This window comes from Stenotrophomonas sp. YJH_SMC_69 (genome assembly GCF_059370495.1).
In genome coordinates this window covers 243612-266904 of the sequence record NZ_JCAFTS010000004.1, presented here as the reverse complement: position 1 = coordinate 266904, position 23293 = coordinate 243612, and the positions used below count along the sequence as shown (strand labels likewise).

The following is a 23293-nucleotide window of genomic DNA, read 5'->3' as shown; positions in this document are numbered from 1 at the left end:
GTCAGCCCCGGCGTCCTGCACGCATCAGCTTTCCTCGGTCACGCGCAGCACTTCCTCGATGGTGGTCTGCCCGCTCAACGCCTTGGACAGGCCATCCTCGTACATGGTGCGCATGCCGGCCTCGCGGGCGATGCGCTCGATCTCGCCCATGCCATCGCGGCGCATCACCGCACGGCGCAGCGCATCGTTCATCACCAGGAATTCCATGATGGTGGTACGCCCCAGGTAGCCGGTCGGCGCCAGCGCAGACGGCTTCGGGCGGTACAGGTGGATCGGCCCTTCCGGCTGCAGGCGGCGCAGTTCGAACCGCTCGATCTCTTCCGGCGAGGCTTCGTAGCGCTCGGCGTGGGTCGGCTCCAGCCGGCGTACCAGGCGCTGGGCCAGGATGCCGTTGATGGTGGACGTGAGCAGGTAGTCCTCCACGCCCATGTCGAGCAGGCGGGTGATGCCACCGGCGGCGTTGTTGGTATGCAGGGTGGACAGCACCAGGTGGCCGGTCAGCGCCGACTGGATGGCGATGCGCGCGGTTTCCAGGTCGCGCATTTCACCGATCATGATGATGTCCGGATCCTGGCGCACGATGCTGCGCAGGGCATTGGCGAAGTCGAGGCCGATCTGCGGCTTGGCCTGGATCTGGTTGATGCCTTCGATCTGGTATTCCACCGGGTCTTCGACCGTGATGATCTTGACGTCGGCGGTGTTGAGCTGGCTCAGCGCGGTGTACAGCGTGGTGGTCTTGCCCGAGCCGGTCGGGCCGGTGACCAGCAGGATGCCATGCGGCTGTTCCAGCACCTTGCGGAACTGCGGCAGGAAGGCATCGGTGAAGCCGAGCCGGTGGAAATCGAACACCACCGTTTCGCGGTCCAGCAGGCGCATCACCACGCTTTCGCCATGCGCGGTCGGTACCGTGCTCACGCGCAGGTCCAGCTCCTTGCCCTGCACGCGCAGCATGATGCGGCCGTCCTGCGGCAGGCGGCGCTCGGCGATGTTGAGCCGGGCCATGATCTTGATGCGGCTGATCACCGCAGCGGTGAGGTTGGCCGGCGGGCTTTCGCCCTCCACCAGCACGCCATCGACGCGGTAGCGGACCTTCAATCGGCTCTCGAACGGTTCGACATGGATGTCCGAAGCGCGCAGCTCCACCGCACGCTGGATCACCAGGTTGACCAGGCGGATCACCGGTGCTTCCGACGCAAGGTCGCGCAGGTGCTCGATGTCGTCGACCGCACCGCCCTCGCCATCCGCGGTTTCCACGATCGCACCCATCGCGCTGCGGCCCTGGCCGAACCAGCGCTCGACCAGGTCATCGATCTCCGCGCGCATGCCCAGCACCGGTGTCACCGGAACCCCAAGGGCCAACTGCACGGCCTGCTGTGGATAGGCGTCGTGGGCATCGGCCAGCCACAGCCGCACCCCGTGTTCATCCAACTCCAGCGGGCACACATGGAACTGCTTCAGGAAGCGCAGCGACAGCGGAAGTCCCTCGGCCAGCGCCTGCGGCGGGGCCTCCGGCACCTGCTTGCCTTCCAGCAGCGGCAGGCCCAGCACCTCAGCGCTGGCCTGTGCCTGGTCGCGTTCAGACACCAGGCCCAGGCGCACCAGCAGGCCCAGCAGACTGCCGCCGGCCTCGGCATGCAATGGCCGCGCGCGTGCCAGGTCTCCTTCCTTGAGCCGGCCGCGCGCCAGCAACGCATCCAGAATGCGGCCTTCGGCGTCGTCGGTAACGGTTGCAGCGAGCGCGTTCACGTGACTCTCCTGTCAATCGGCCCGACTTTAGCAGTTAAGCCGTGATTTCCGCCGCCCTGCGGCCACCTTTCGTAAAAAGACGAAGCCCGTCACACAGGGTGACGGGCGTCGGCCGTTCAACTACGACACGAGGTGATTACTGCGTGGCGAGAATGCTCACGCCGTTGTATGCCGCTTCGCCCACCACCTTGATGTAATAGGTGCCCGCCACCGGCTTGTTCACCCGCACCGTTTCGGACGTGCCGGGACGGGTCGACTTGCCGTCGTTGTCGCTGGCGCTCGGCTCACGCCCCTGGGCAATGTAGACCGAGACGTTGCCGGTGCCACCGTAGGTGATCACGCTGAGCTGCTTTCCGGCGACGGCTTCGAAGCTGTACAGCTTGCTGCTGCCGGCAGCACCGTTCAGGCCGCCGACTGCGGCCTTGTTGGTCAGCGGCGTGGCCACCGGCCCGCAGTTTTCGGTGCACGGTTCTTCCAGTGCCTTGGCCAGCGCGGCCTTGGCATCGAGGATGCCGGTACCGATCGGGGTCGCCGCCGGGATGGCGACCGGGAACGGACGCGCCGTTTCCTTCAGCAGGGTACGCATCGCGGCCGGGGTCAACGGATCCTTGCCCTTGGCGATCAGTGCGCTCTGCACCAGTGCCGCAACGGCGGCCACATGCGGCGAGGCCATCGAGGTACCGCCCATGCCCATGTAGCCCGGCGTGCCCGATTCCGGCGTGGTGGCCGCATTGGAGCCGGTCTGCCAGATGTAGCCGCCCGGGTTGCCGTCGACACTGCCGCCACCGCCCGGACCGGACAGGTCCACGCGGGCTCCATAGTTGGAGTAGTAGGTGATGCCACCGGTGATGCGGGTGGCCCCCACGGTCACCACGCCTTCGCAGCTGGCCGGCTGGTACTTGGACGCGTTGTCGGCTTCATTGCCGGCAGCCACCACCACCGTGGTACCGCGCGAGATCGCGCCGTTGATCGCGTCCTGGTAGGTGCTGGCGCAGGAACCACCGCCCCCCAGGCTCATGTTGATGATCTCGGCCGGATTGGTGTTGGCCGGGATGCCGGTCACGGTACCGCCGGAGGCCCAGGTCACCGCATCAGCGATGTCGGACAGGTAGCCGCCGCACTTGCCCAGCACGCGGACCGGCAGCACCTTGGCCTTGTAGGCGACACCGGCCATGCCGACGCCGTTGTTGGTCTGCTCGGCCACGGTGCCGGCGACGTGGGTGCCGTGCCAGGAACTGTCGTCGGCCAGCGAGCCGTCATAGCACTCGTTGTCGTTCTCGACCCAATCACCGTAGTCCTGCGCACCCGGCACGCGATCGTTGGTCGGGCGCCGCGAGGTCTCCGCATCGCTGATGAAGTCGTAGCCTTCCAGCAGGTTTCCGACCAGGTCCGGATGCTGCGGCAGGACGCCGGTATCGATCACTGCCACCACGATGCCCTCGCCCTGCGAGACATCCCACGCCGCCGGTGCGTTGATGCCGCCGACCGCATTGTGCAGATGCCACTGGTTCTGCTGGTAGAAGGGATCGTTCGGCACCAGCGCCGGCTGCACGTTGCCGGCACGCAGTTCGCTGCGGCGCAGCTTCACGTCGGCTTCGGCGTACTGCACCGACGGATCGGCCTTCAGTTCCTTCAGCACGCGCTGCAGTTCGGCCGGTGCCAGGCGGCCCTGCACACGGATGAGGTCCGCACCGGTAGACAGCTTGCGGACCACCTGCGGGCCGAGCGTGCTGGCGCGTGACGTGCCGCCGGAGAGACTGGCACGGGTCAGTGCGGACTGCACGGTGGACAGCTTCGCCGAGCGGTCGGTCGCGGCAGCAGCGCCGGCCCGGTACTTGACGATGATGCGCTCGGTACCCGGCTGGGCGGTGCTGGCCTGGCGCACCGGTTCACGGGTCGGCAACCCGGCGGCGTGGACGGCACCGACCGCCGTCATCGACAGCACGGCGGCGGCAAGCACATTGATGCGAAGGTTCTGCTTCTTGATCACGTCGAATTCCTCTTCTGGGTCATGGATCGAACCAACACTGCGGCCATCATTCCTTGACGACTCCCGGCCGGCCCAGCCGGGATTGCCGTGACCTCCCCCCAGGCCCTCACTGCAGGTACGGCGCCGGCGTGGGTGGCCGCCGGCGCGATGGAGTGGCTTACCAGCCGAAGCCGGCACCGACGCCGACCGAACTGTCGTCACTGCTGAAGGCGCCGCCGAAGGTGACCGTGGCGCGATCGCTGATCGCACGCTGGTAACCCAGCGACAACGCCGACTCGCCACCCTGGAAACCGATGCCGACGCCGACACGGTTCTGGGTGCGGATACCGGCGGCACTGGTAGCCATGTTGAGCATCGCTGCGCTCATCGCGCCCTGGCGGTCGATGCGGCGGTCCATGTGGCGCAGGCGTCCGTCGATCTCGCCCTTGAACACATCGAAGCTGTCGGCAACGGCCTGGACGCGACTGTCGGTGTAGCTGTTCGCCGTCGCCATGCCACGATCCAGCTGGCCCTTGTTGACGGCGTCGGTGGCGGTGGTGCCCGCGGCGACGTTGGTGACCTGGCGTTCGTTGCCTTCGCTGCCCACCGAGACCGTGTTGGCACGATCGGCAACCGAGCCCTGGCCCAGCGCCACGGCATTTGCCGCCGTGGCACTGGCGCCCTGGCCGATGGCCGTGGACGAAGCGCCGCTGGCTACCGCGCCATCGCCCATGGCCACGGCGTTGAAGCCGGTAGCCGGGGTGCCGACCGGAATGCCCGCCCCCGCCGCGGCCACCGTCGGCGTGCCCTGCACGCGTGCGGTACTGGCCGGTGCGGCATCGGCCGTTGCCGGTGCGTCGGCCACGCTGGCCAGCGGGCTTTCATCCAGCGAAGCACTCATTGCGCGCAGGCTGGACGCGCCTGCTCGCGTGCCACCGGCAGCAGTGCGACGGTCAATCTCACTGACCTTGCGGTCCAGCGCGCCCAGCGCATCGCCGACATTGCTGTAGGTGGCGCCCTGGATCACGTAGTTCGGTGCCACGAACACGCCCTGCATGCCGACGCTGGCACCACCGCCGAGGAAGCTGGCGGCATCACTGAGCGACTGGAACAGCTGACCGCCATTGATCGCCTGGCGGCTGCCGGCGGCGATGTTGCCCGCGCCGACGTTGTCGATGGTGGTGCCCTGGAAGCCGGACAGGGTCAGGCGGTCACGGCTGGCGTCGTCATAGCCGACGGCGCTGGCCGCCGTGGTCTCGACCGTGGCGATGCGCGAGTCGAAATCACCGACACGGGTTTCCACTGCGCCCACGCGCTGGTTGGTGACGTTGAGCTGCGAGCCGGTGACCGCGTCGCTGCTGCCGGCGGCGATGCGGCCGTCGGCCACATTGACGATGCGGCGCGCGACCGGGCCATCGGTGCCGTTGCCACCACCGACCGACACCACGTTGGCATCGAGCGCACGCGAGCCCGCACCCAGTGCCACCGAGTTCGCACCGGACGCGCCGGCACTGTTGCCCAGTGCAAGCGCACCGTTGCCGATGGCCATCGCATTGGCACCCAGCGCATTGCTGCGTGCGCCGCTGGCACTGGCGGCCGAACCGATCGCTGCGGCATCGCTGCCGCTGGCACTGGCGGTACCCGCGCCGCTGGCCTTGACGTAGCGTGCGGTGCCATCGGCGGTCGCCGCGACCGCATCGAGCTGGCCACGATTGACTGCATCGGTGCGCTCGGTACCGGCGGCGACACGGGTGATCTGTCGATCACTGCTGGCACTGCCGACCGACACGGTGTTGGCACGATCAGCCACCGAGCCTGCGCCCAGTGCGATGCTGCCGGCCGCCGAAGCGTTGGCACTGACACCCACCGCGGTAGCGTTCGCACCGGTGGCCTTGCTGCCGTAGCCCACCGCAGTACCCAGTCGACCACTGGCTTCGGCGTAGCTGCCCAGCGCCGAGGCGCCATCGGCCGAGGCAGTGGCGCGGAAACCGCTGGCCTGCGACTGCGTGCCGCTGGCCGTGGCCTGCGCGCCGCTGGCGGTGCTGTAGGCGCCCTTGGCCTGGGCGCCGGCGCCGGTAGCGCTGGCGCCGAGTTCACTGGCGCTGGCAGCGCTGCCCACGGCCACGCTGTCGACACCACTGGCCTGTGCGTTGGTACCCAGTGCCGCCGCGTTGCTGCCGGTCGCCAGGGCGTCGGCGCCTACCGCCGTGGCGTTGGCGGCCATCGCGTTGGCGCCACTGCCCAGCGCGGTGGCACCGTTGCCGATGGCGTTGGACGCGTTGCCGGCGGCCAAGGCGTTGTCACCGTCCACCAGGGCACCGGCCTCGCCATCGTCGTTGCCGCTGGCCTGGAACTGGCGGCTGGTCCTGTCGGCGACGCTGGCAACGGCATCCAGCTGGCCCTTGTTCACCGCGTCGGTGGCTTCGGTACCGGCTGCCACATGGGTCACCTGGCGTTCGCCACCGGCCTTGCCGACGGCCACGGTGTTGTCACGGTCGGCCTTGGAGCCGGCACCGAGGGCGACACTGTTGCTGCCGTTGGCGGTGGCGTTGGCGCCCAGGGCCGTGGCATTGCTGCCGGCGGCCCACGAGTTCCAGCCGATTGCCGTGGCGTAGTCTTCGGTCGCCCATGCGCCGGCACCGAACGCCGCCGCACCGGTGCCACTGGCACGCGACGGGATCAGGCCGAAGAAGGTGCTGCCACCGATGGCCACGCTTTCCTCGCCGCTGGCCTCGCTGGACTGACCCACCGCCACGGCACCGGTACCGGCTGCAGCAGCACCGAAGCCGACGGCGGTCGTGTTGGCACCACTGGCCGCCGAGCCGTAGCCCAATGCGGTGCCGAGGCGTCCACTGGCCTCGGCATAGCCACCGACGGCAGTGGTGCCATCGGCAGAGGCGGCACTACGGAAGCCGCTGGCCAGGGCCTGCGTGCCGCTGGCGTTGGATTCGGTGCCGGTTGCCGTGCTGTAAGCACCGCTGGCCTGTGCACGCGCACCGACCGCGCTGGCGCCGAGCTCGCTGGCGCTGGCACCGGTGCCGAGCGCAAGGCTGTCTTCACCGCTGGCCTGCGCTGTGCTGCCCAGCGCCGCCGCATTGTTGCCGGTGGCCAATGCATCGATGCCCACGGCCGTGGCGTTGGCCGCCAGCGCGTTGGCACCGCTGCCCAGCGCGGTGGCCCCGTTGCCGATGGCGTTGGCCGCATCGCCGACCGCCAGCGCGTTGTCGCCCTCGACCAGTGCCCCTGTTTCGCCATCGGCGTTGCCGCTGGCCTGGAACTGCCTGCTGGTCTTTTCCGCTGCGGCGGCTACGGCGTCGAGCTGGTTCTTGTTGACCGCATCATTGCCCTGCGTGCCATCAGCCACGTTGGTGATCTGGCGGGTGTTGCCACCGCCGCCGACCGACACGGTGTTGTCGCGGTCGGCGATCGAATCGGCACCCAGCGCCACGCTGTTGGCAGCGCGCGATTCGGCGGCGTTGCCCAGCGCGGTGCTGTTGATGCCACCGGACCAGGCGCCGCCACCGACGGCGGTGGAGTAGTTGCCCGATGCTTCGGTGGCCAGCACGCCGAACAGCGATCCGCCGACGGCGACGCTGTTGGTGCCGGTGGCCAGGCTGCCCTGGCCAGTGGCGGTGCTGTAGGCACCGGAGGCTTCCGAATCACCGCCCAGCGCCACGCTGTTGGAGCCGGAGGCATTGGCGAAGTTGCCGAAGGCTGTGGCATTGAAGGCCGAGGCCTGTGCATAGCCACCGATGGCGGTGCTGTAGCCGCCGGTCGCCTCGGCACCGATGCCGAACGCTGCCGACGCGGTGCCACTGGCGACACTCTCGCTGCCGACCGCGGTGGCGCCGCTGCCACTGGCATTGCTGAAGTACCCCACTGCCACCGCCTCCTCGCCGGAGGCTTCGGACAGCACGCCGGTCGCGGTGCTGCCAGCACCGCTGGCGATGCTGGCCGCACCGAACGCCGCACTCTGCTCGCCACTGGCCTCGCTTTCCGCACCCTGCGCGGTTGCGTATTCAGCGGTCGCCTGCGCATTTGCACCGACCGCGCTGGCGTTGGCGGCGCTGGCCAGGGCGTTGACGCCCAGTGCCTGCGCATTGCTGGCCAGCGCGTTGGCGCCACTGCCGAGTGCGGTGGCCCCGTTGCCGATGGCGTTGGCCGCATCACCGGCGGCCAGCGCGTTGTCACCGTCCACCAGTGCACCGGCCACATCACCGCCGTTGCCGCTGGCCTGGAAGAAGCGGCTGGTGGTGGCTGCCGCGCCCGCCACGGCATCCAGCTGCGCCTTGTTCACCGCGTCGGTGGCCTGGGTACCGGCGGCGACGTTGGTCACCTGGCGTTCGTTGCCGGTGCTGCCGACCGAAACGCTGCGGGCGCGGTTGGCGACCGAGCCGGCGCCCAGTGCGACGGCGTTGCTGGCGCTGGCGTTGCTGCCGGCACCGAGCGCGATCGCGCTTTCACCACCGGCCACCGTGTTGGTGCCGATGGCGATGCTGTTGAGGCTGTTGCCCAGCGCCTGGAAGCCGAGCGCCACGCTGTTGTCGCCATAACCGAATGCGCCGCGACCGACGGCGGTGGAGCTGGTGCCGTTGGCCCAGCTGTTGTAACCGATGGAGGTCGCACCACTGCCACTGGCCCAGGCCGCGTTGCCAAATGCCGAGGCATTGGTGGCCGTTGCCCAGGCGCCGGAGCCGAACGCACTCGCCCCGCTTGCGGTAGCCCAGCTGTAGCCACCGACGGCGGTGCTGTCGTCACTGCTGGCGAAGGCGCTGTCGCCAACCGCAACCGCGTAGCTGCCGGTCGCACGCGACTTGCCGCCGGCCGCGAAGCTGTTGTCTCCGCTGGCCCTGGCGGCGTTGCCGAACGCACTGCTGGCAGCACCGGTCGCCTGCGCACCACTGCCGACCGCTGTGGCGTCGGCGACGGCAGTGGTGCCGACCTGCTGTGCCGTACCGTCGGCACCGATGATCGGCTGGTTGTACTCGTCGTAGGCCTGGCCGAGGCCACCGATGGCAACACCGCCATTGCCGGTGGCGTTGCTGTTGCGACCCACCGCCACGGCGTCGTCACCGATGGCCGAGGCTGCTGCGCCCTGTGCAACCGCGCCGGCGCCGATCGCATTGCTCGACGAACCCGCCGCAACCGCACCTTCGCCCTCGGCCAATGCACCCGCATCGCTGCCTGCTTCCGGCTGGGCCTGGAAGAAGCGCGCGGTGCTGTCGGCGGTGCTGGCCACCGCGTCGAGCTGCGCCTTGTTCACTGCATCGGTGGCTTCACTGCCCGCGGCGACGCTGGTGATCTGCCGTTCGTTGCCGGCACTGCCCACGGCCACGCTGTTGGCACGCACCGCTTCGGAGTTGGCGCCGAGCGCAACGCTGTTGGCACCGCGTGCGGTGGCGTAGTAGCCCACGGCGGTGCTCTGCGCGCCGCTGGCCCAGGTCTGCGCGCCGAGCGCGCTGGCGTTCTCGCCCGGTGCGTAGGCGAAGTAGCCGACCGCAGTCGCTTCGGCGCCGGACGCTTCGGTCAGGCTGCCGTTGGCCACCGCGCGATCACCGCTGGCGATGGCACCGGCGCCGACGGCGGTCGACGCTTCGCCGCTGGCCTGGGTCTGCACGAAGAAGCCCAGGCCTGGAATCAGATCGGCCGGGCCGCCGATGGCCACGCTGCTGGTGCCGGTGGCATTGCTCTGCGTACCCAGCGCGGTGGAGTAATCACCGATGGCATTGGCAACCGCACCGAACGCGGACGACTGCGCGCCGGCGGCATATGCGCCAACGCCATAGGACGACGCGGCGAAACCACCGGCCTCGGCACTCGCACCCACCGCAGTACCCCCGACACCGGCACTGGTGGCGCCGGTTTCCACCGGCACGCCGCCACTGGTGATCAGCGGATTGCCATCGGCATCCACCGCAGCACCACCGACGGCGACACTGCCTGGGCCGTTGGCCTGCGCGTTGTTGCCGAACGCGGCACTGTTCTGGCCCGAGGCCAGCGCGTTGTTGCCAACGGCGGTGGCGTTCTGCGCGACGGCGGTCGCACCGGCGCCCACGGCCGTCGCACCCTTGCCGATCGCATTGGCGGCCTCGCCAGCCGCCAGCGCCTCGTCGCCCTCGGCCAATGCACCCGCATCACTGTTGCTGCTGCCCGTGGCCTGGAAACGCTTGGCGGTGGCATCGGCCACGGCGGCGACGCCCTTCAACTGGCCGACGTTGACCGCGTCGGTGTCTTCGGTGCCCGCCGCGACGCTGGTGATCTGCCGGGTCAGGCCGTATTCGGCGGCGCCGACCGACACGGTGTCGACACGGTCGGCCAGCGAGCCGGCGCCCAGCGCCACGCTGCCGGTGGCGACCGCCGCCGAGTTGGACCCCAGCGCGGTGCTGTACTCACCCACGGCAGTGCTGAACGCCCCCACCGCGATCGATGCTTCATTGGCGGCAGTGGCGCCGCGGCCCAGTGCGGTGCTGCCCGGGCCCATCGCCACGGCACCACCGCCGACGGCCGTCGCGCCATCGGCAGTGGCTTCGGACAACGCACCGAGTGCGGTGGCCGCGCCGTTCTCGCTGGCTGCGTACGCGCTGGCGCCGACGGCTGTATCGCCAAGCCCGAACGCGGCCGCGCTCTGCCCGACCACCACGCTGGCATCGCCGATTGCCAGGGCGCCCTGGCCGAAGGCACTGGCGCCGAGACCGGCGGCAATGGCCTGGGTTCCGATGGCGGTGGTGGCGTTGGCCAGCGCCTGTGCACCGGCGCCGGCCGCGACTGCGCCCTGCCCCTCGATCTTCGCCGCGTCGCTGTCATCGCCTGCGCCGTCGGCCTTGAAATAGCGGTTTCCATCGGCGGCTACATCAGCCAGCGCGGCCTGCGTGGCGCGCGCCTGCGCGTCCAGCTGCGCCTTGTTCACCGCATCGGTGCCCTGCGTGCCAGCAGCCACGTTGGTGATCTGCCGCTCCTTGCCGGCATCGCCGATGGACACGGTATTGGCCCGCGTGGCCTTGGAGCCAGCGCCCAGCGCCACGCTGTTGGCGGCGCTGGCATTGCTGTTGCTGCCGATCGCCACCGCGTTGCTGCCCTTGGCCGTGGCCGAGCCTTCGATCAGGCACTTTTCCAGCAGCTTGCCGCTGAATGCAACGCAGGTGGCGCTGCCGCCGATCTGCACCGACTGTGCCGTCGCGCTGCCGCTCATGCCCAACCCCAATACCAGGCCCAGTGCCACCGCCAGCAGTGCGGGCGTGGCCTGTGTCGCATCGCGGCGCTGGTCGACGACCCCGCCACTGCTGCTGTCGGAGGAGGCCAGTTCCGAGGCCACCACCAACTGACCCAGTGCTTTGTTCCAGACCTTGCGATAAATCCGATTCATCGGTACGGCTCCTGATTGGACTGGTTTTGGGCAAAGCAACGCCACCGCTGGGCTTTCCGGCCCAACGTCCCCTGGGGGCGTTTATTCGCGTGATTTACTGCGGGGTATTGCCGAACGGCGCGCAGCGACAGAAAACCGAGCGCGTGCGCCAACCGGTTACTGCGAAATGAATGATTCTGAAACGGGGTTCAAGTGTTAACGGCAACTTTGCAGATCGTCAAGACTTTGACACGACAAATCCTATTGCCGTGAAGCAGTTCACTATTTCACGTGTTTATAAAGGCATTTTGTTAGACATACGTGACGAACTGCTGGCGCATGAAAACGGATGTAACTAGCGGCCAGATCAGCAATTTCACGCACACAAAGAAAAACCCGCCGACAAAGCGGCGGGTTTTTCCATACGCGGTGGCATTGCGGCCTGCGCGGAACGATGCGATCAGCCGCACCACACCCGCGCGTTGCGGAACATGCGCATCCACGGCGAATCACCCTGCCATTCAGCCGGTGCCCAGCTCAGGTTGAGCGCGCGCGGGGTGCGCTCCGGGTGCGGCATCATGATGGTGACGCGGCCGTCGGTGCTGGTCAGGCCGGTGATGCCGTCCGGCGAACCGTTCGGGTTCAGCGGGTACTGGCTGGCGACGTTGCCATGGCCATCGATGTAGCGCAGCGAGACGCGGGCGGCAGCCTGGTCGACGGCGTTGTCGAACACGGCCTGGCCTTCGCCGTGCGCCACCGCTACCGGCAGGCGCGAGCCGGCCATGCCACGCAGCAGGATCGACGGCGATTCCACCACTTCCAGCAGCGCGGTGCGGGCTTCGAACTGCTCGCTGGCATTGCGGCGGAACTGCGGCCAGTGTCCGGCACCCGGGATGATGTTCTTGAGCTGGCTCATCATCTGGCAGCCGTTGCACACGCCCAGCGCGAAGCTGTCTTCGCGCGCGAAGAACGCGGCGAAGGCATCACGCAGCGCACTGCGCTCCAGGATCGAGGTGGCCCAGCCACGGCCGGCACCGAGCACATCGCCGTAGCTGAAGCCGCCGCAGGCGACCAGGCCGGTGAAATCCTGCAGCGCCACGCGGCCTTCGATCAGGTCGCTCATGTGCACGTCGAAGGCGCGGAAGCCGGCACGTTCGAAGGCGTTGGCCATTTCGATCTGGCCGTTGACGCCCTGCTCGCGCAGCACCGCCACGCGCGGACGCGCACCGGTGCTGATGAACGGTGCCGCCACATCCTCGTTCAGGTCGAAGCTGAGCTTGGGCTTCAGGCCCGGTGCGTTGAAGGCACGGGCGACCTCGCGCTCGGCATCGGCGTTGGCCGGGTTGTCGCGGCGCTTCTGCATCGCGTGGGTGACCGACCACCAAGCGTCGAACAGTGCGTCCCAACGCCATTCGGCCAGGTTCTCGCCACCCAGCGACACGCGCACCACCGGCGCGGTGGTCGGCTTGGCGATGCGCTGTGCGCATTCGGTCAGTGCGTGGCGTTCGACCAGGTCGGCGAACGCAGCGCGGTCTTCGCGCGCGATCTGCACCACCGCACCCAGTTCTTCGTTGAACAGGCTGCGGAACGGATCATCGCCCCAGGCATCGAGCGTGATGTCCAGGCCAAGGCGCGAAGTGAAGGCCATTTCGCACAGCGCGGCGAAGGCACCACCGTCGCTGCGGTCGTGGTAGGCCAGCAGCAGGCCAGACTGGCGCGCATCGCGGATCAGCTCGAAGAAGCCACGCAGGCGCTGCGGATCGTCCAGGTCCGGAGCGGCACCGGCGAAGGCCGGCAGGTCGCCATGGTCGGCGTGCACCTGGGCCAGGATCGAACCGCCCAGGCGCTGCTTGCCGGCACCCAGGCCGATCAGCCACAGCTCGCTGTCCACGTCGCGGTCGAGCAGCGGGGTCAGCTGCTTGCGCACGTCGGCGACCGGCGCGAACGCCGAGATCACCAGCGACACCGGCGACACGCTCTTGTGTGCTTCGCCCTGGTCGTGCCACTGCGCCTGCATCGACAGCGAGTCCTTGCCCACCGGGATGCTGATGTCCAGCTGCGGGCACAGTTCCATGCCCACCGCCTTCACCGCGTCGTACAGCAGCGCGTCTTCGCCCGGGTGGCCGGCCGCGGCCATCCAGTTCGCCGACAGCTTGATTTCATCCAGCGCATCGACCGGGGCCGCGCACAGGTTGGTCAGCGCTTCGCCCACCGCCATGCGTGCCGAAGCCGCCGCATCGAGCAGGGCCAGCGGAGTACGCTCGCCGATCGACATCGCTTCGCCAGCCACGCCATCGAAGTCGGCCAGGGTGATCGCCACGTCGGCCACCGGCAGCTGCCACGGGCCGACCATCTGCTCACGCGCGGTCAGGCCACCGACGCTGCGGTCACCGATGGTGACCAGGAAGTTCTTCGAGGCGACGGTCGGGTGCGCGAGTACGCGCAGGCCGGCTTCCTGCAGGTCCAGGCCGCCGGTCTTCAGCGCCGGCCAGCGCGGTGCCGGCGGGTGCGCGGTGTCGCGGTGCATCTTCGGCGGCTTGCCGAACAGCACGTCCATCGGCAGGTCGATCGGCGCATCGGCCGGGGTGTGGCCCGGCACGGCACCGTAGGCCACCACCAGGTGCTCCTCGGCGGTGGCCACGCCAACGGCAGCGAACGGGCAGCGCTCGCGGGCGCACAGCGCGGCGAACTCGGCCAGGCGCTCCTGGGCCACGCCCAGCACGTAGCGCTCCTGCGACTCGTTGCACCACAGCTGCATCGGCGACAGCGACGGATCATCGGTGGGCACCTTGCCCAGGTCGATGACACCGCCGACCTTGGAGTCGTGCAGCAGTTCGGGGATGGCATTGGACAGGCCACCGGCACCGACGTCGTGGAAGAACTTGATCGGGTTGTTGGCGCCCATCGCCACGCAGCGGTCGATGACCTCCTGGCAGCGGCGCTCCATTTCCGGGTTGTCGCGCTGCACGCTGGCAAAGTCCAGGTCCTCGGCGCTCTCGCCGGAGGCCACCGAACTGGCCGCGCCGCCGCCCAGGCCGATCAGCATTGCCGGGCCACCCAGCACGATGACCGCATCACCGGCCTGCAGCGGGATCTTGTCGACCTGCACGCGGTCGATCGCGCCGAGGCCGCCGGCCAGCATGATCGGCTTGTCGTACGCACGCACCAGATCGGCGCCTTCGGGCAGCTCGAAGCTGCGGAAGTAGCCGAGCAGGTTCGGTCGGCCGAATTCGTTGTTGAACGCGGCGCCGCCGAGCGGGCCGTCGGTCATGATTTCCAGCGCCGGCGCCATGCGCGGGTTCAGCGCGCGCGGCGCTTCCCACGGCTGCGGCAGCTCGGGGATGCGCAGGTGCGAGACCGAGAAGCCGGTCAGGCCCGCCTTCGGCTTGCCGCCACGGCCGGTCGCGCCCTCGTCGCGGATCTCGCCACCGGCACCGGTCGAGGCACCCGGGAACGGCGCGATCGCGGTCGGATGGTTGTGCGTTTCCACCTTGATCTGGAACGCGCTGGGCACCTGCGGCTCGCGGCGGTATTCGCCACTGGCCGGATCGGGGCGATAGCGCGAGGCCGGATGGCCTTCGATCACCGCGGCATTGTCGCTGTACGCGCTGAGCGTGTGCTGCGGAGTCTGCTGGTGGGTGTTCTTGATCATCCGGAACAGCGAGCGGTCCTGCTCCTGGCCGTCGATGGTCCAGCTGGCGTTGAAGATCTTGTGGCGGCAGTGCTCGGAATTGGCCTGCGCGAACATCATCAGTTCCACGTCCGACGGCGACCGGCCCAGCGCAGTGAAACGCTCGCGCAGGTAGTCGATCTCGTCCTGGGCCATGGCCAGGCCGAGGCGCTGGTTGGCGGCCTCCAGCTGGTCCACCGGCACGCGCTCCAGTTCACCCCGGGCCGGTGCCGAGAACAGCGCCTGGCCCTGTTCCACGGTCTCCAGCACCGACTGCGTCATCGGGTCGTGCAGCGCCTTGACCAACGCCTGCTGGGCGGCGGCATCGGCCGGCCAGCCCTGCACGTCGATGCGCAGGCCACGTTCGACCCGGCTGACCGGCTGGCCGGCACCGCGGACCAGTTCGGTGGCCTTGCTCGACCACGGCGACAGCGTGCCCAGGCGCGGCACCACGATGCGGCTGACCGCGCCGTCGGCCACGGCTTCGGCCTGCGGCGCCGCTTCGAGGATGCGGCACAGGGTGGTCAGGTCGGGGGCGGCGCTGCCTTCGGGCTGCACGAAATAGACGTGCCAGGCACCGCTGATGCGCAGGGAGGGAGCGATGGACTGCAGGCGGGATTCAAGACGTTCGCGGCGGAACGGCGACAGGGCGGGCGCGCCCTCGAGGACCATCATGTCCGGGGAACCGTAGTTGGGAAACGGGCCCGACATTGTACCGGAAGCGGGGGATGGGCTCTGGCCGGGCGGCGCCCGGCACCCGCCGAGGCCAGGGCAGCGGCAACGGCAATGGCAACGGCAATGGCCCAAGCAAAAGCTGGGTTCCCGTGGGATGGCGGGGTGGTGGGGGCCAGCAGGACACGCCGTAAACCCGTCCATGGGGGCTCGATGGCGCCATCCATGGCGCCAACGGTCCTGCTGGCCCCCACCACCCCGCCCCCGACAGTTTCCCGCGATGTGCGGTGGATCCACGCCATGCGTGGAGGCTCTGCGGTAGTGCCGGCCGCTGGCCGGCAACCAGGGAACATCAGAAATCAGGCATTGGAGAGCGCGGCGACCGGCTTCTGCTTTTGATTTTGATTTTTTGTTCTGTCTTTCGTGGCTGGCTGCGCAGGAACCTGTCAGAGGCCGGGTGGGTGGGGTCAGGCGGGGTGTCCGCGGCATGGATGCCGCGGCCAAGCCCCCAGGGACGGGTTCACGGCGTCCCCGCCTGACCCCACCCACCCGGCCAAACCCATGAATTCGCGCCCGACCAGCCACGAGGGGGCTCCGCCGATGGCCGCCGACCGCGCGCAGCGCCGCTCTCCGCCCGAATCCCGGAACCATGCGCTTGCTCACGGATTGACCACGCGATTGATGACAACGTTGTCCCCACCTGGCGCCGGACTCTCTCCCCGGCCCCCCAGGTACCCCGTCCGCCCCCTCCGTCGCCTTCCCGGGCGACGCCCGGACCTGCGTCACGCGCGGCGCCATCGGGGCCCGCGCGCCCTTTGATCGGAGACTTACCCATGTACGACCCGATTGTGCGCAGTGCCGAACGTTCGACCCGAAGCTGTCGTCCCCGCCACCTGGCCTGGCTGCTTGCCCTGGCCGCCGGTACCGCCGCCCTGCCCGGCCTGGCGCAGGCTGCCAGCTGTGCCGGCGTGGCCCAGTGGGACCAGGCCAGGATCTACCGGGCCGGCGATACCCTGCAGAAAGGAGGCGTCCTCTATCGGGCGAACCAGGACATCTGGAACGCGCCGCCGGACCATCCGGCCGGTGCGCCCTACTACACCAACCTTGGTGCCTGCGATGGCAGCGGCAGCAACCAGCCGCCGGTGGTCAGCCTGACCTCGCCGGCCAACGGCGCCACCTTCAGCGCCGGCAGCACGGTCAACGTGACCGCTACCGCCAGTGACCCGGACGGCAGCGTCGCCAAGGTCGAGTTCTTCCGCGACGGCAGCTCGCTGGGCGTGGCCACCGGTGCGCCGTATGCGGCCAGCTGGGCCAATGCCAGCGCCGGCAGCCACACCCTGCGTGCGGTCGCGACCGACAACAACAACGCCACCACCAGCACCCCGACCATCACCATCACCGTCAACGCCGCCGGTGGCGACACCACCGCACCGAGCGTGCCGGGCGGGCTGGCGGTCGGCACCCGTACCGCCAACAGCATCGCGCTCAGCTGGAGCCCGTCCACCGACAACACCGGTGGCAGTGGCCTGGCTGGCTATGACGTGTACCGCAACGGCAGCCTGGTCGGTTCGCCGTCCAGCGCCAGCTATGTGGATGGCGGGCTGACCGCATCGACCACCTACCGTTACCGCGTGCGGGCGCGCGACAACGCCGGCAACGCGTCGGCGCAGGGCACCGAAATCAGCGCCACCACGCTGGCCGGTGACGGCGGCACCACCGGCAAGCGGGTCATCGGTTACTTCACCCAGTGGGGCATCTACGGCCGCAACTACCGGGTCAAGAACATCGACAGCAGCGGCTCGGCCGCACGCCTGACCCACATCAACTACGCGTTCGGCAACGTGCGCAACAACCGATGCGAAGTCGGCATCACCCAGCCGTCGGATCCGAACAGCGGTGCCGGTGGCGATGCCTTCGCCGACTACACCAAGGCCTTCAGTGCCGCCGAGAGCGTCAGCGGCAGTGCCGATACCTGGGACCAGCCGCTGCGGGGCAACTGGAACCAGCTCAAGCAGCTCAAGGCCAAATACCCGGGCATGAAGGTGCTGATCTCGCTGGGTGGCTGGACCTGGTCGCGCGGCTTCTCCAGCGCAGCGCGCCCGGAAAACCGCCAGGCCTTCGTCGCCTCGTGCATCGACGCCTACATCAAGGGCAACCTGCCGGTGACCGACGGTGCCGGCGGTGCCGGTGCCGCGCTGGGCGTGTTCGACGGCATCGACATCGACTGGGAATACCCGGTGGCCTGTGGCATCGAATGCGGCAAGCCGGAAGACAACGCCAACTTCACCGCGCTGATGGCCGAGTTCCGCCGCCAACTCGATGCGGTGCGGCCGGGCCTGTTGCTGACGGTGGCGGTGGGTGCCGGCATCGACAAGATCCGTGTCACCGATCCGGCCGCCTACCACCCGTACCTGGACTACATCAACGTGATGACCTACGACTTCCACGGCGCGTGGGATGCGAAGACCAATCACCAGTCGGCGCTGTTCGATTCGCCGAATGATCCGTCCACCGGCGACCAGAAGCTGTACAACAGCAACGACGCCATCGAGGCCTTCATCAGCCGTGGCGTGCCCGCCGCCAAGCTCAACCTGGGCATTGGCTACTACGGGCGTGGCTGGACGGGTGTGGCCAACGCCAACAACGGCCTGTACCAGACCGCGACCGGCGCCGCCCCGGGTACGTATGAAGCCGGCATCGAGGACTGGAAGGTGCTGAAGAACCTGGCGTGGCCGGGCTACACCGACAACACCGCCGGTGCCACCTGGATCTACAACGGCAGCACGCTGTGGAGCTTCGACACCCCGGCCAACATCACCCGCAAGATGGGTTACGTGAAGACCCAGGGCCTGGGCGGCGCGTTCGTCTGGGAGTTCAGCGGTGACGATGCGCAGGGCACGCTGACCAAGGCGGTCAGTGATGGCCTGAAGTAAGCAAAAGGCCGGGGATGCGACACGCATCCCCGGCTTCCTGCCTGTAGAGCCGAGCCCATGCTCGGCTGCTGTTTCCGCAGCCGAGCATGGGCTCGGCTCTACAGAAAAAGACCAGCGACGATCAGCGCTTGGCCGACAGCTTCTCCAGCGCGGCACGCAGCTGCGCCGGCGGCAGGTAGCCGCCCAGCTGGGTGCCATCCGGCGCGAAGATCGCCGGCGTTCCATTCACGCCCAGCTGCTGGCCCAGCGCGTACTGCATCGCCACCGGGTTGGTGCAGTTCCTGGCCGGCACGCTGCCACCGCGCTTGGCGTTGGTCAGCGCCTGGCGACGATCCGCTGCACACCAGACCGAGATCATGTCGGTGTAGTCCTTGCTGCCCAGGCCCATGCGCGGAAACGCCAGGTACTCGATGGTGATGCCGTTGCGGTTGAGTTCGGCGATGTCCTGGTGCAGCTTGCGGCAGTAACCACACTCGATGTCGGTGAACACGCTGATGGTGTACTTGGCGTTCGGCGCGGCAAACACGATGCGATCGCCGTGGTTGGCCTTGGCCAGCAGGCCGCGGCGGTAACCAAGCAGGCCCTCGCTGTTGGCCGGGCCCTTGGCGCGGGTGTCGTAAGGCTGCGACTGGAACAGGTAGCGCCCGTCATCGGACACGTACAGCAGCTGGCCGGAAACGACGACCTCGCGGAAGCCGGGGAACGGCGCGGCACCGATGTAATCGACCTGGAAACCCGGATTGAGCGCGGTCAACGCGGCACGTACCGCCTGGTCGGCCGGCGCGTTGGCGGCCGGGCTGGCCTTGGTCGCAGCGGCAGCAGGCGCCTTGGCGGCCGGCGGAGCCGGCTGGGCGCAGGCGGTCAGGCTGAGCGCACCGAACACGGCGGCGATGGCAAATCGGAGCATGGAGCGATCCGCAACAGAAGAAGACTCCGGATTCTGACACAGCCGCCGGTACCGGGCCGCGCCGCCCGGCACGGCCCCGGGCAGCGATTCAGCCCGGCGCTCAGCCGCGCGGATGGTGGCGGGCGTGCAGCTTCTGCAGATGCTCGCGCGCTACCAGGGTGTAGATCTGGGTGGTCGACAAGGAACTGTGGCCGAGCAGCATCTGCAGCGCGCGCAGGTCGGCACCGCGGTTGAGCAGATGGGTGGCGAAGCTGTGGCGCAGGCCATGCGGGCTGATCCGCGCCGGGTCGATGCCGGCCACCTGCGCATGGCGCTTGACCAGGTGCCAGAACGCCTGCCGGGTCAGCGCATGCAGCGTCGGCTCGATGAACAACGGGGTCTGACCATCCGCCAGGGCATGCACCTTGCCCTTGCCGACCAGCAGCGGGCGCGACTGCTGCAGGTAACGCTCCAGCCAGTGCTGCGATTCCTCGCCCAGCGGCACCAGCCGCTCCTTGCTGCCCTTGCCGGTGACCCGCAACACGCCCTGGCGCAGGTTGACCGCCGTGGCCGGCAGCAGCACCAGCTCGCTCACGCGCAGGCCGGCGGCATACATCAGTTCCAGCATGGCGCGGTCGCGCAGGCCCAGCGGGCTGTCGATGTCCGGTGCCGCCAGCAGCGCATCGATCTGGCTCTCGGCCAGCGCCTTGGGCAACAGCCGCGGCAGCTTCGGCGGGTCGAGCAGCGCACTGGGATCTTCGCTGCGTTCGCCACGGCGCACGCCATCGGCAAAGAACGCCCGCAGCGCCGACAGCAGGCGCGCGTTGCTGCGCGGCGACCAGCCGTGGCGGGTGCGCCAGGCCAGGTAGTCGAACAGCCCGGGACGTTCGATGCCGGCCAGGCCACCGTCGCGTCCATCCATCCAGCGCGCCAGCCCTTCCAGGTCGCGGCGATAGCTGTCCAAGGTGGCGCGGGCCAGGCCGTTCTCGGCCCAGATCGCATCGAGGAAGCGCTGGATGCGCACTCTGTCGTCGGCGCGCAGCTCGGGCAGTTGCTGGAACAGCTGGCGGCGTTCGGCGGGGGTGGAAACAAGGGCCATGCATGCAGGATACGAGGGCCACTGCGGGCACGGCCAGCTTTGCGTATGCTCGGCGCATGTCCCGCCCTGCCACCGACACGGCCCCTGCGGCCGCTACCGAAACGCCCCGTCCGCGCGCGCTGCTGTCCTGGCGCATGCTGGCGATGGTCTACGACGCGCTGCCGGTGCTGGCGCTGTGGATGCTGGCCGGCACGCTGTTCACCCTCGCCTACACCTTCAGCGGCCACGCGCAGCGCGAGAACATCGCACCGTTCAGTATCTGGCAGTGGCTGCTGTGGGCGGTGTGCTGGGCGATCACGGGGTGGTATGCCACGGCCAGCTGGCGCCGCGGCGGGCAGACGCTGGGCATGCGGCCGTGGCGGCTGAAACTGCAGTCGCGCGATGGCACGCCGTTGCGGCACGGCCAGCTGTGGCTGCGCTTCGCGGTGGGGACGCTGTCGCTGCTGCTGGGCGGCCTGGGATTCTGGTGGGCCTGGGTCGACCGCCAACGCCTGACCTGGCACGACCGCGCCAGCGGCACCCGCCTGGTGCGCATGCCCAAGCGGTGATGCACGATCTGTAGAGCCGAGCCCATGCTCGGCTGGCAGGCGGTGCGCAAAAAGCAGCCGAGCATGGGCTCGGCTCTACAGAATCCAGCACGCTGGGCCGGGATGCTGGTGGTCGTGGCACGGATGCCGAAGCGGTGGATTGCCCCGGTAGCGCCGGGCATGGCCCCGCGCTACCAGAATCAGCCCGACTTGCGCCGGAACAACAGTCCGGACACGGCCAGCATGACGATCGGCGGCAGCGCATAGGCAATGCGGTAATCGAACTTCAGCGCACCGGCCATGCGGCCGAAGAACAGCTGCAGCAGCCAGAAGCCCAGTGCAAACAGGATGCCCAGGAACAGGCGCTTGCCCATGCCGCCGCTACGCAGCGACCCGAACGCGAACGGCACCGCGGCCAGGCACAGCGCCAGCACGTTCACCGGGTAGAACCAGCGGCTCCAGTACACATCCTCGAAATCGCGCGCATCCAGCCCGTTGCGCTGGCGGTAGGCAATGCTGGTGCTCAGCTCGGCCACGCTGAGGTTTCGCGGCTTGGCGATGCCAGTGGCCAGCGCCGCCGGATCCAGCTTCGAGTTCCACGGCTCACGCGCCACTTCCTGGCGGGTGGCCGAGCGCTCGCCGAAGGTGTCGCGACGCACCCCGGTCAGCACCCAACCGTCCTTGTCGTGCTCGGCGGTGGCGGCATGGGTCAACGAGGCGATATTGCCGTCTTCGGCGATCCGGTACAGGCGCACGTCACGCAGGATCAGCCGCGTGCCCTTGTCGCCCACCAGCTGTTCCTCGCCGCTCTGGGCGTTGAGGAAGGTGTCGCCTTCGCGTGCCCATAGGCCGGAGTAGCGGGTGGTGGAGATGTCCCGCCCCCACTTGGCACTGGCCTTCAATGCATCGGCACGGTCCTGGCCCCACGGGCCCAGCGTCTCGGCGCTGAGCACCATCACTGCGGTCAGCAGCGACAGCGCGATCGCCACCGACACGCTCAGGCGCTTGCGCGACAGGCCCAGCGCACGCAGTGCGGTCAGCTCCGAGGTCGCGGCCAGCTGGCCCAGGCCCATCAGCGCGCCGATCACCGCGGCGGTCGGGAACATCGTGTAGGCGCGGCGCGGCACCGTGTACAGCACCCAGGCGGCGGCATGGCCCAGGGTGTAGCCGTTCTTGCCGATGTCCTTGAACTCGCCGGAGAACGCCATCACCACGTCCAGGCCGACCAGCACCGCCCAGGTCAGCAGCACCGTGGTGAACACCGACTGGCCCAGGTACAGATCGAAACGCATCGGGCGCAGCCTCATGCGCGGGCTCCCTTCGAGCGGCCCAGGCGGCCATCACGTGCATACATCCAGATCGCCAGCGCCAGCAGCGGCACGGTCAACCACCACAGGCCGAGCGCGGCCGGAATCTTGCCGTTGGCGATCCAGCCACTGCCGATGAACATCAGGTTGGTGCCCACCATGTAGGCCATCAGGGCCAGCATCATGCGGCCGTAGCGCTGCTGGCGCGGCGAGCTGCGGCCCAGCGGCACGGTCAGCAGGGCGAAGGCCAGCGCGATCAGCGGCGGTGCCAGGCGGCGGTGCAGCTGCGCCTGCGCCTGGGGGCGCTCATCGCCGATCAGCTGCAGGGTCGGCATCAGTTCCGGGTCGTCCTCGGTGCGGGTCTGTGCACCGTCGGGCAGGGCCACGTCGTTGCGGGCAAAGGTCGCCAGCCGGTAATCCAGCGCGCCGGCCACCGGGCCTTCCACCTGGTGGCCATCATCCAGCTCCAGGAAGCGCTGGCGGGTGCCCTCGAAGAACATGCGGCCACCATTGGCGGACACCACTTCCAGGCGGTCATCCTTCTGGCGCTGCAGGAACACCTTGCCCAGCTGGGTGCCATCGGGCGAGATCGAGGACAGGTACACCACGCCGCCATTGGGCAGCGGGGTGAAGCGGCCCGGCTCCAGGCCGGCCATCAGCACGCTGCGGTTGGCCTCGATGATCATCTGCTCGGCCATCCGGCCGGCCCACGGGCCCAGCCACAGCGAGCAGGCGCCGACCAGCAGCACCACCGGCACCACCAGCATCAGCAGTGGCCGCAGCAGCCGCTTGGGCCCCACGCCAATGGCGGTGATGACCGCCATCTCCGAGTCGCGGTAGAGCCGGGCCACGGCCAGCAGCAGGCCCAGCATCAGCGCCAGCGGCAGGATCAGCGGCAGGTAGGCGATGAACTGCAGGCCCAGCTGGGAGAACAGCAGCTTGGCCGGCAGGCGTCCGTCGGCGATGTTGCCGAGGATGTCCACCAGCACGCCGCCCACGCTGACCACCAGCAGGACGATCAGGGTAGCCAGGAAACTCTGGACGAAATCGCCCAGCAGGTATCGGTCGAGCTTCAGCATGGGGCGGTGGTTTAAACTCTGGGGTTCGTTCGCGGTGCCGCCCAGTCTACTGTCTGGGCGTAA

Annotated in this window: 10 protein-coding genes; 2 read left to right on the top strand and 8 right to left on the bottom strand. The window is 69.0% G+C overall.

What is annotated here, in order from left to right; genetic code table 11:
* Positions 1 to 24: 24 nt before the first annotated feature.
* From gspE to purL, 4 genes are all read right to left on the bottom strand, one after another.
* On the bottom strand, positions 25 to 1746 hold the full coding sequence (gene gspE, locus AC5P8F_RS09080; RefSeq protein ID WP_014035931.1) for a type II secretion system ATPase GspE: 1722 nt from the start codon (positions 1744 to 1746) through the stop codon (positions 25 to 27).
* A gap of 136 nt (positions 1747 to 1882) precedes the next feature.
* Positions 1883 to 3736: a S8 family peptidase gene (locus AC5P8F_RS09075; protein ID WP_014645887.1), complete on the bottom strand. Its 1854-nt coding sequence runs from the start codon at positions 3734 to 3736 to the stop codon at positions 1883 to 1885.
* Between the two features lie 157 nt (positions 3737 to 3893).
* Entirely contained in the window at positions 3894 to 11078 is a 7185-nt protein-coding gene (locus tag AC5P8F_RS09070; RefSeq protein WP_495227954.1) for an ESPR-type extended signal peptide-containing protein, read from the bottom strand.
* 439 nt (positions 11079 to 11517) lie between these two features.
* Positions 11518 to 15402: a phosphoribosylformylglycinamidine synthase gene (gene purL, locus AC5P8F_RS09065; RefSeq protein ID WP_126411710.1), complete on the bottom strand. Its 3885-nt coding sequence runs from the start codon at positions 15400 to 15402 to the stop codon at positions 11518 to 11520.
* Positions 15403 to 16232: 830 nt separating this feature from the next.
* On the opposite strand from purL, the gene AC5P8F_RS09060 reads away from it, so the two are divergent.
* Entirely contained in the window at positions 16233 to 18332 is a 2100-nt protein-coding gene (locus tag AC5P8F_RS09060; RefSeq protein ID WP_014645883.1) for a glycosyl hydrolase family 18 protein, read from the top strand.
* A 121-nt stretch (positions 18333 to 18453) separates the two neighbouring features.
* On the opposite strand, the gene AC5P8F_RS09055 is transcribed toward AC5P8F_RS09060, so the two are convergent.
* Both AC5P8F_RS09055 and xerD read right to left on the bottom strand, forming a co-directional pair.
* A complete protein-coding gene (locus AC5P8F_RS09055; protein ID WP_329768583.1) occupies positions 18454 to 19239 on the bottom strand; it encodes a thioredoxin fold domain-containing protein in 786 nt (261 codons plus the stop codon).
* Positions 19240 to 19339: 100 nt separating this feature from the next.
* A complete protein-coding gene (gene xerD / locus AC5P8F_RS09050) occupies positions 19340 to 20317 on the bottom strand; it encodes a site-specific tyrosine recombinase XerD (protein ID WP_262092961.1) in 978 nt (325 codons plus the stop codon).
* A 56-nt stretch (positions 20318 to 20373) separates the two neighbouring features.
* On the opposite strand from xerD, the gene AC5P8F_RS09045 reads away from it, so the two are divergent.
* The gene (locus AC5P8F_RS09045) at positions 20374 to 20865 is read left to right on the top strand and encodes an RDD family protein (protein ID WP_049442192.1); all 492 of its coding nucleotides are present in this window, start codon (positions 20374 to 20376) and stop codon (positions 20863 to 20865) included.
* Between the two features lie 179 nt (positions 20866 to 21044).
* Here the strand turns inward: AC5P8F_RS09045 and lptG are convergent, their stop codons facing one another.
* Both lptG and lptF read right to left on the bottom strand, forming a co-directional pair.
* Positions 21045 to 22151: an LPS export ABC transporter permease LptG gene (lptG, locus tag AC5P8F_RS09040; protein ID WP_032962258.1), complete on the bottom strand. Its 1107-nt coding sequence runs from the start codon at positions 22149 to 22151 to the stop codon at positions 21045 to 21047.
* Entirely contained in the window at positions 22148 to 23230 is a 1083-nt protein-coding gene (gene lptF / locus AC5P8F_RS09035; protein ID WP_032962260.1) for an LPS export ABC transporter permease LptF, read from the bottom strand. Before lptF ends, lptG begins: the two co-directional genes overlap by 4 nt.
* Positions 23231 to 23293: the final 63 nt, after the last annotated feature.

Excerpts from the sequence above, each read along its gene's own strand:
- lptG (WP_032962258.1), bottom strand. The coding sequence starts at position 22,151 with ATGAGGCTGCGCCCGATGCGTTTCGATCTGTACCTGGGCCAGTCGGTG.
- AC5P8F_RS09070 (WP_495227954.1), bottom strand. The coding sequence starts at position 11,078 with ATGAATCGGATTTATCGCAAGGTCTGGAACAAAGCACTGGGTCAGTTG.
- lptF (WP_032962260.1), bottom strand. The coding sequence starts at position 23,230 with ATGCTGAAGCTCGACCGATACCTGCTGGGCGATTTCGTCCAGAGTTTC.
- AC5P8F_RS09055 (WP_329768583.1), bottom strand. The coding sequence starts at position 19,239 with ATGCTCCGATTTGCCATCGCCGCCGTGTTCGGTGCGCTCAGCCTGACC.
- AC5P8F_RS09045 (WP_049442192.1), top strand. The coding sequence starts at position 20,374 with ATGTCCCGCCCTGCCACCGACACGGCCCCTGCGGCCGCTACCGAAACG.
- purL (WP_126411710.1), bottom strand. The coding sequence starts at position 15,402 with ATGATGGTCCTCGAGGGCGCGCCCGCCCTGTCGCCGTTCCGCCGCGAA.
- xerD (WP_262092961.1), bottom strand. The coding sequence starts at position 20,317 with ATGGCCCTTGTTTCCACCCCCGCCGAACGCCGCCAGCTGTTCCAGCAA.
- AC5P8F_RS09060 (WP_014645883.1), top strand. The coding sequence starts at position 16,233 with ATGTACGACCCGATTGTGCGCAGTGCCGAACGTTCGACCCGAAGCTGT.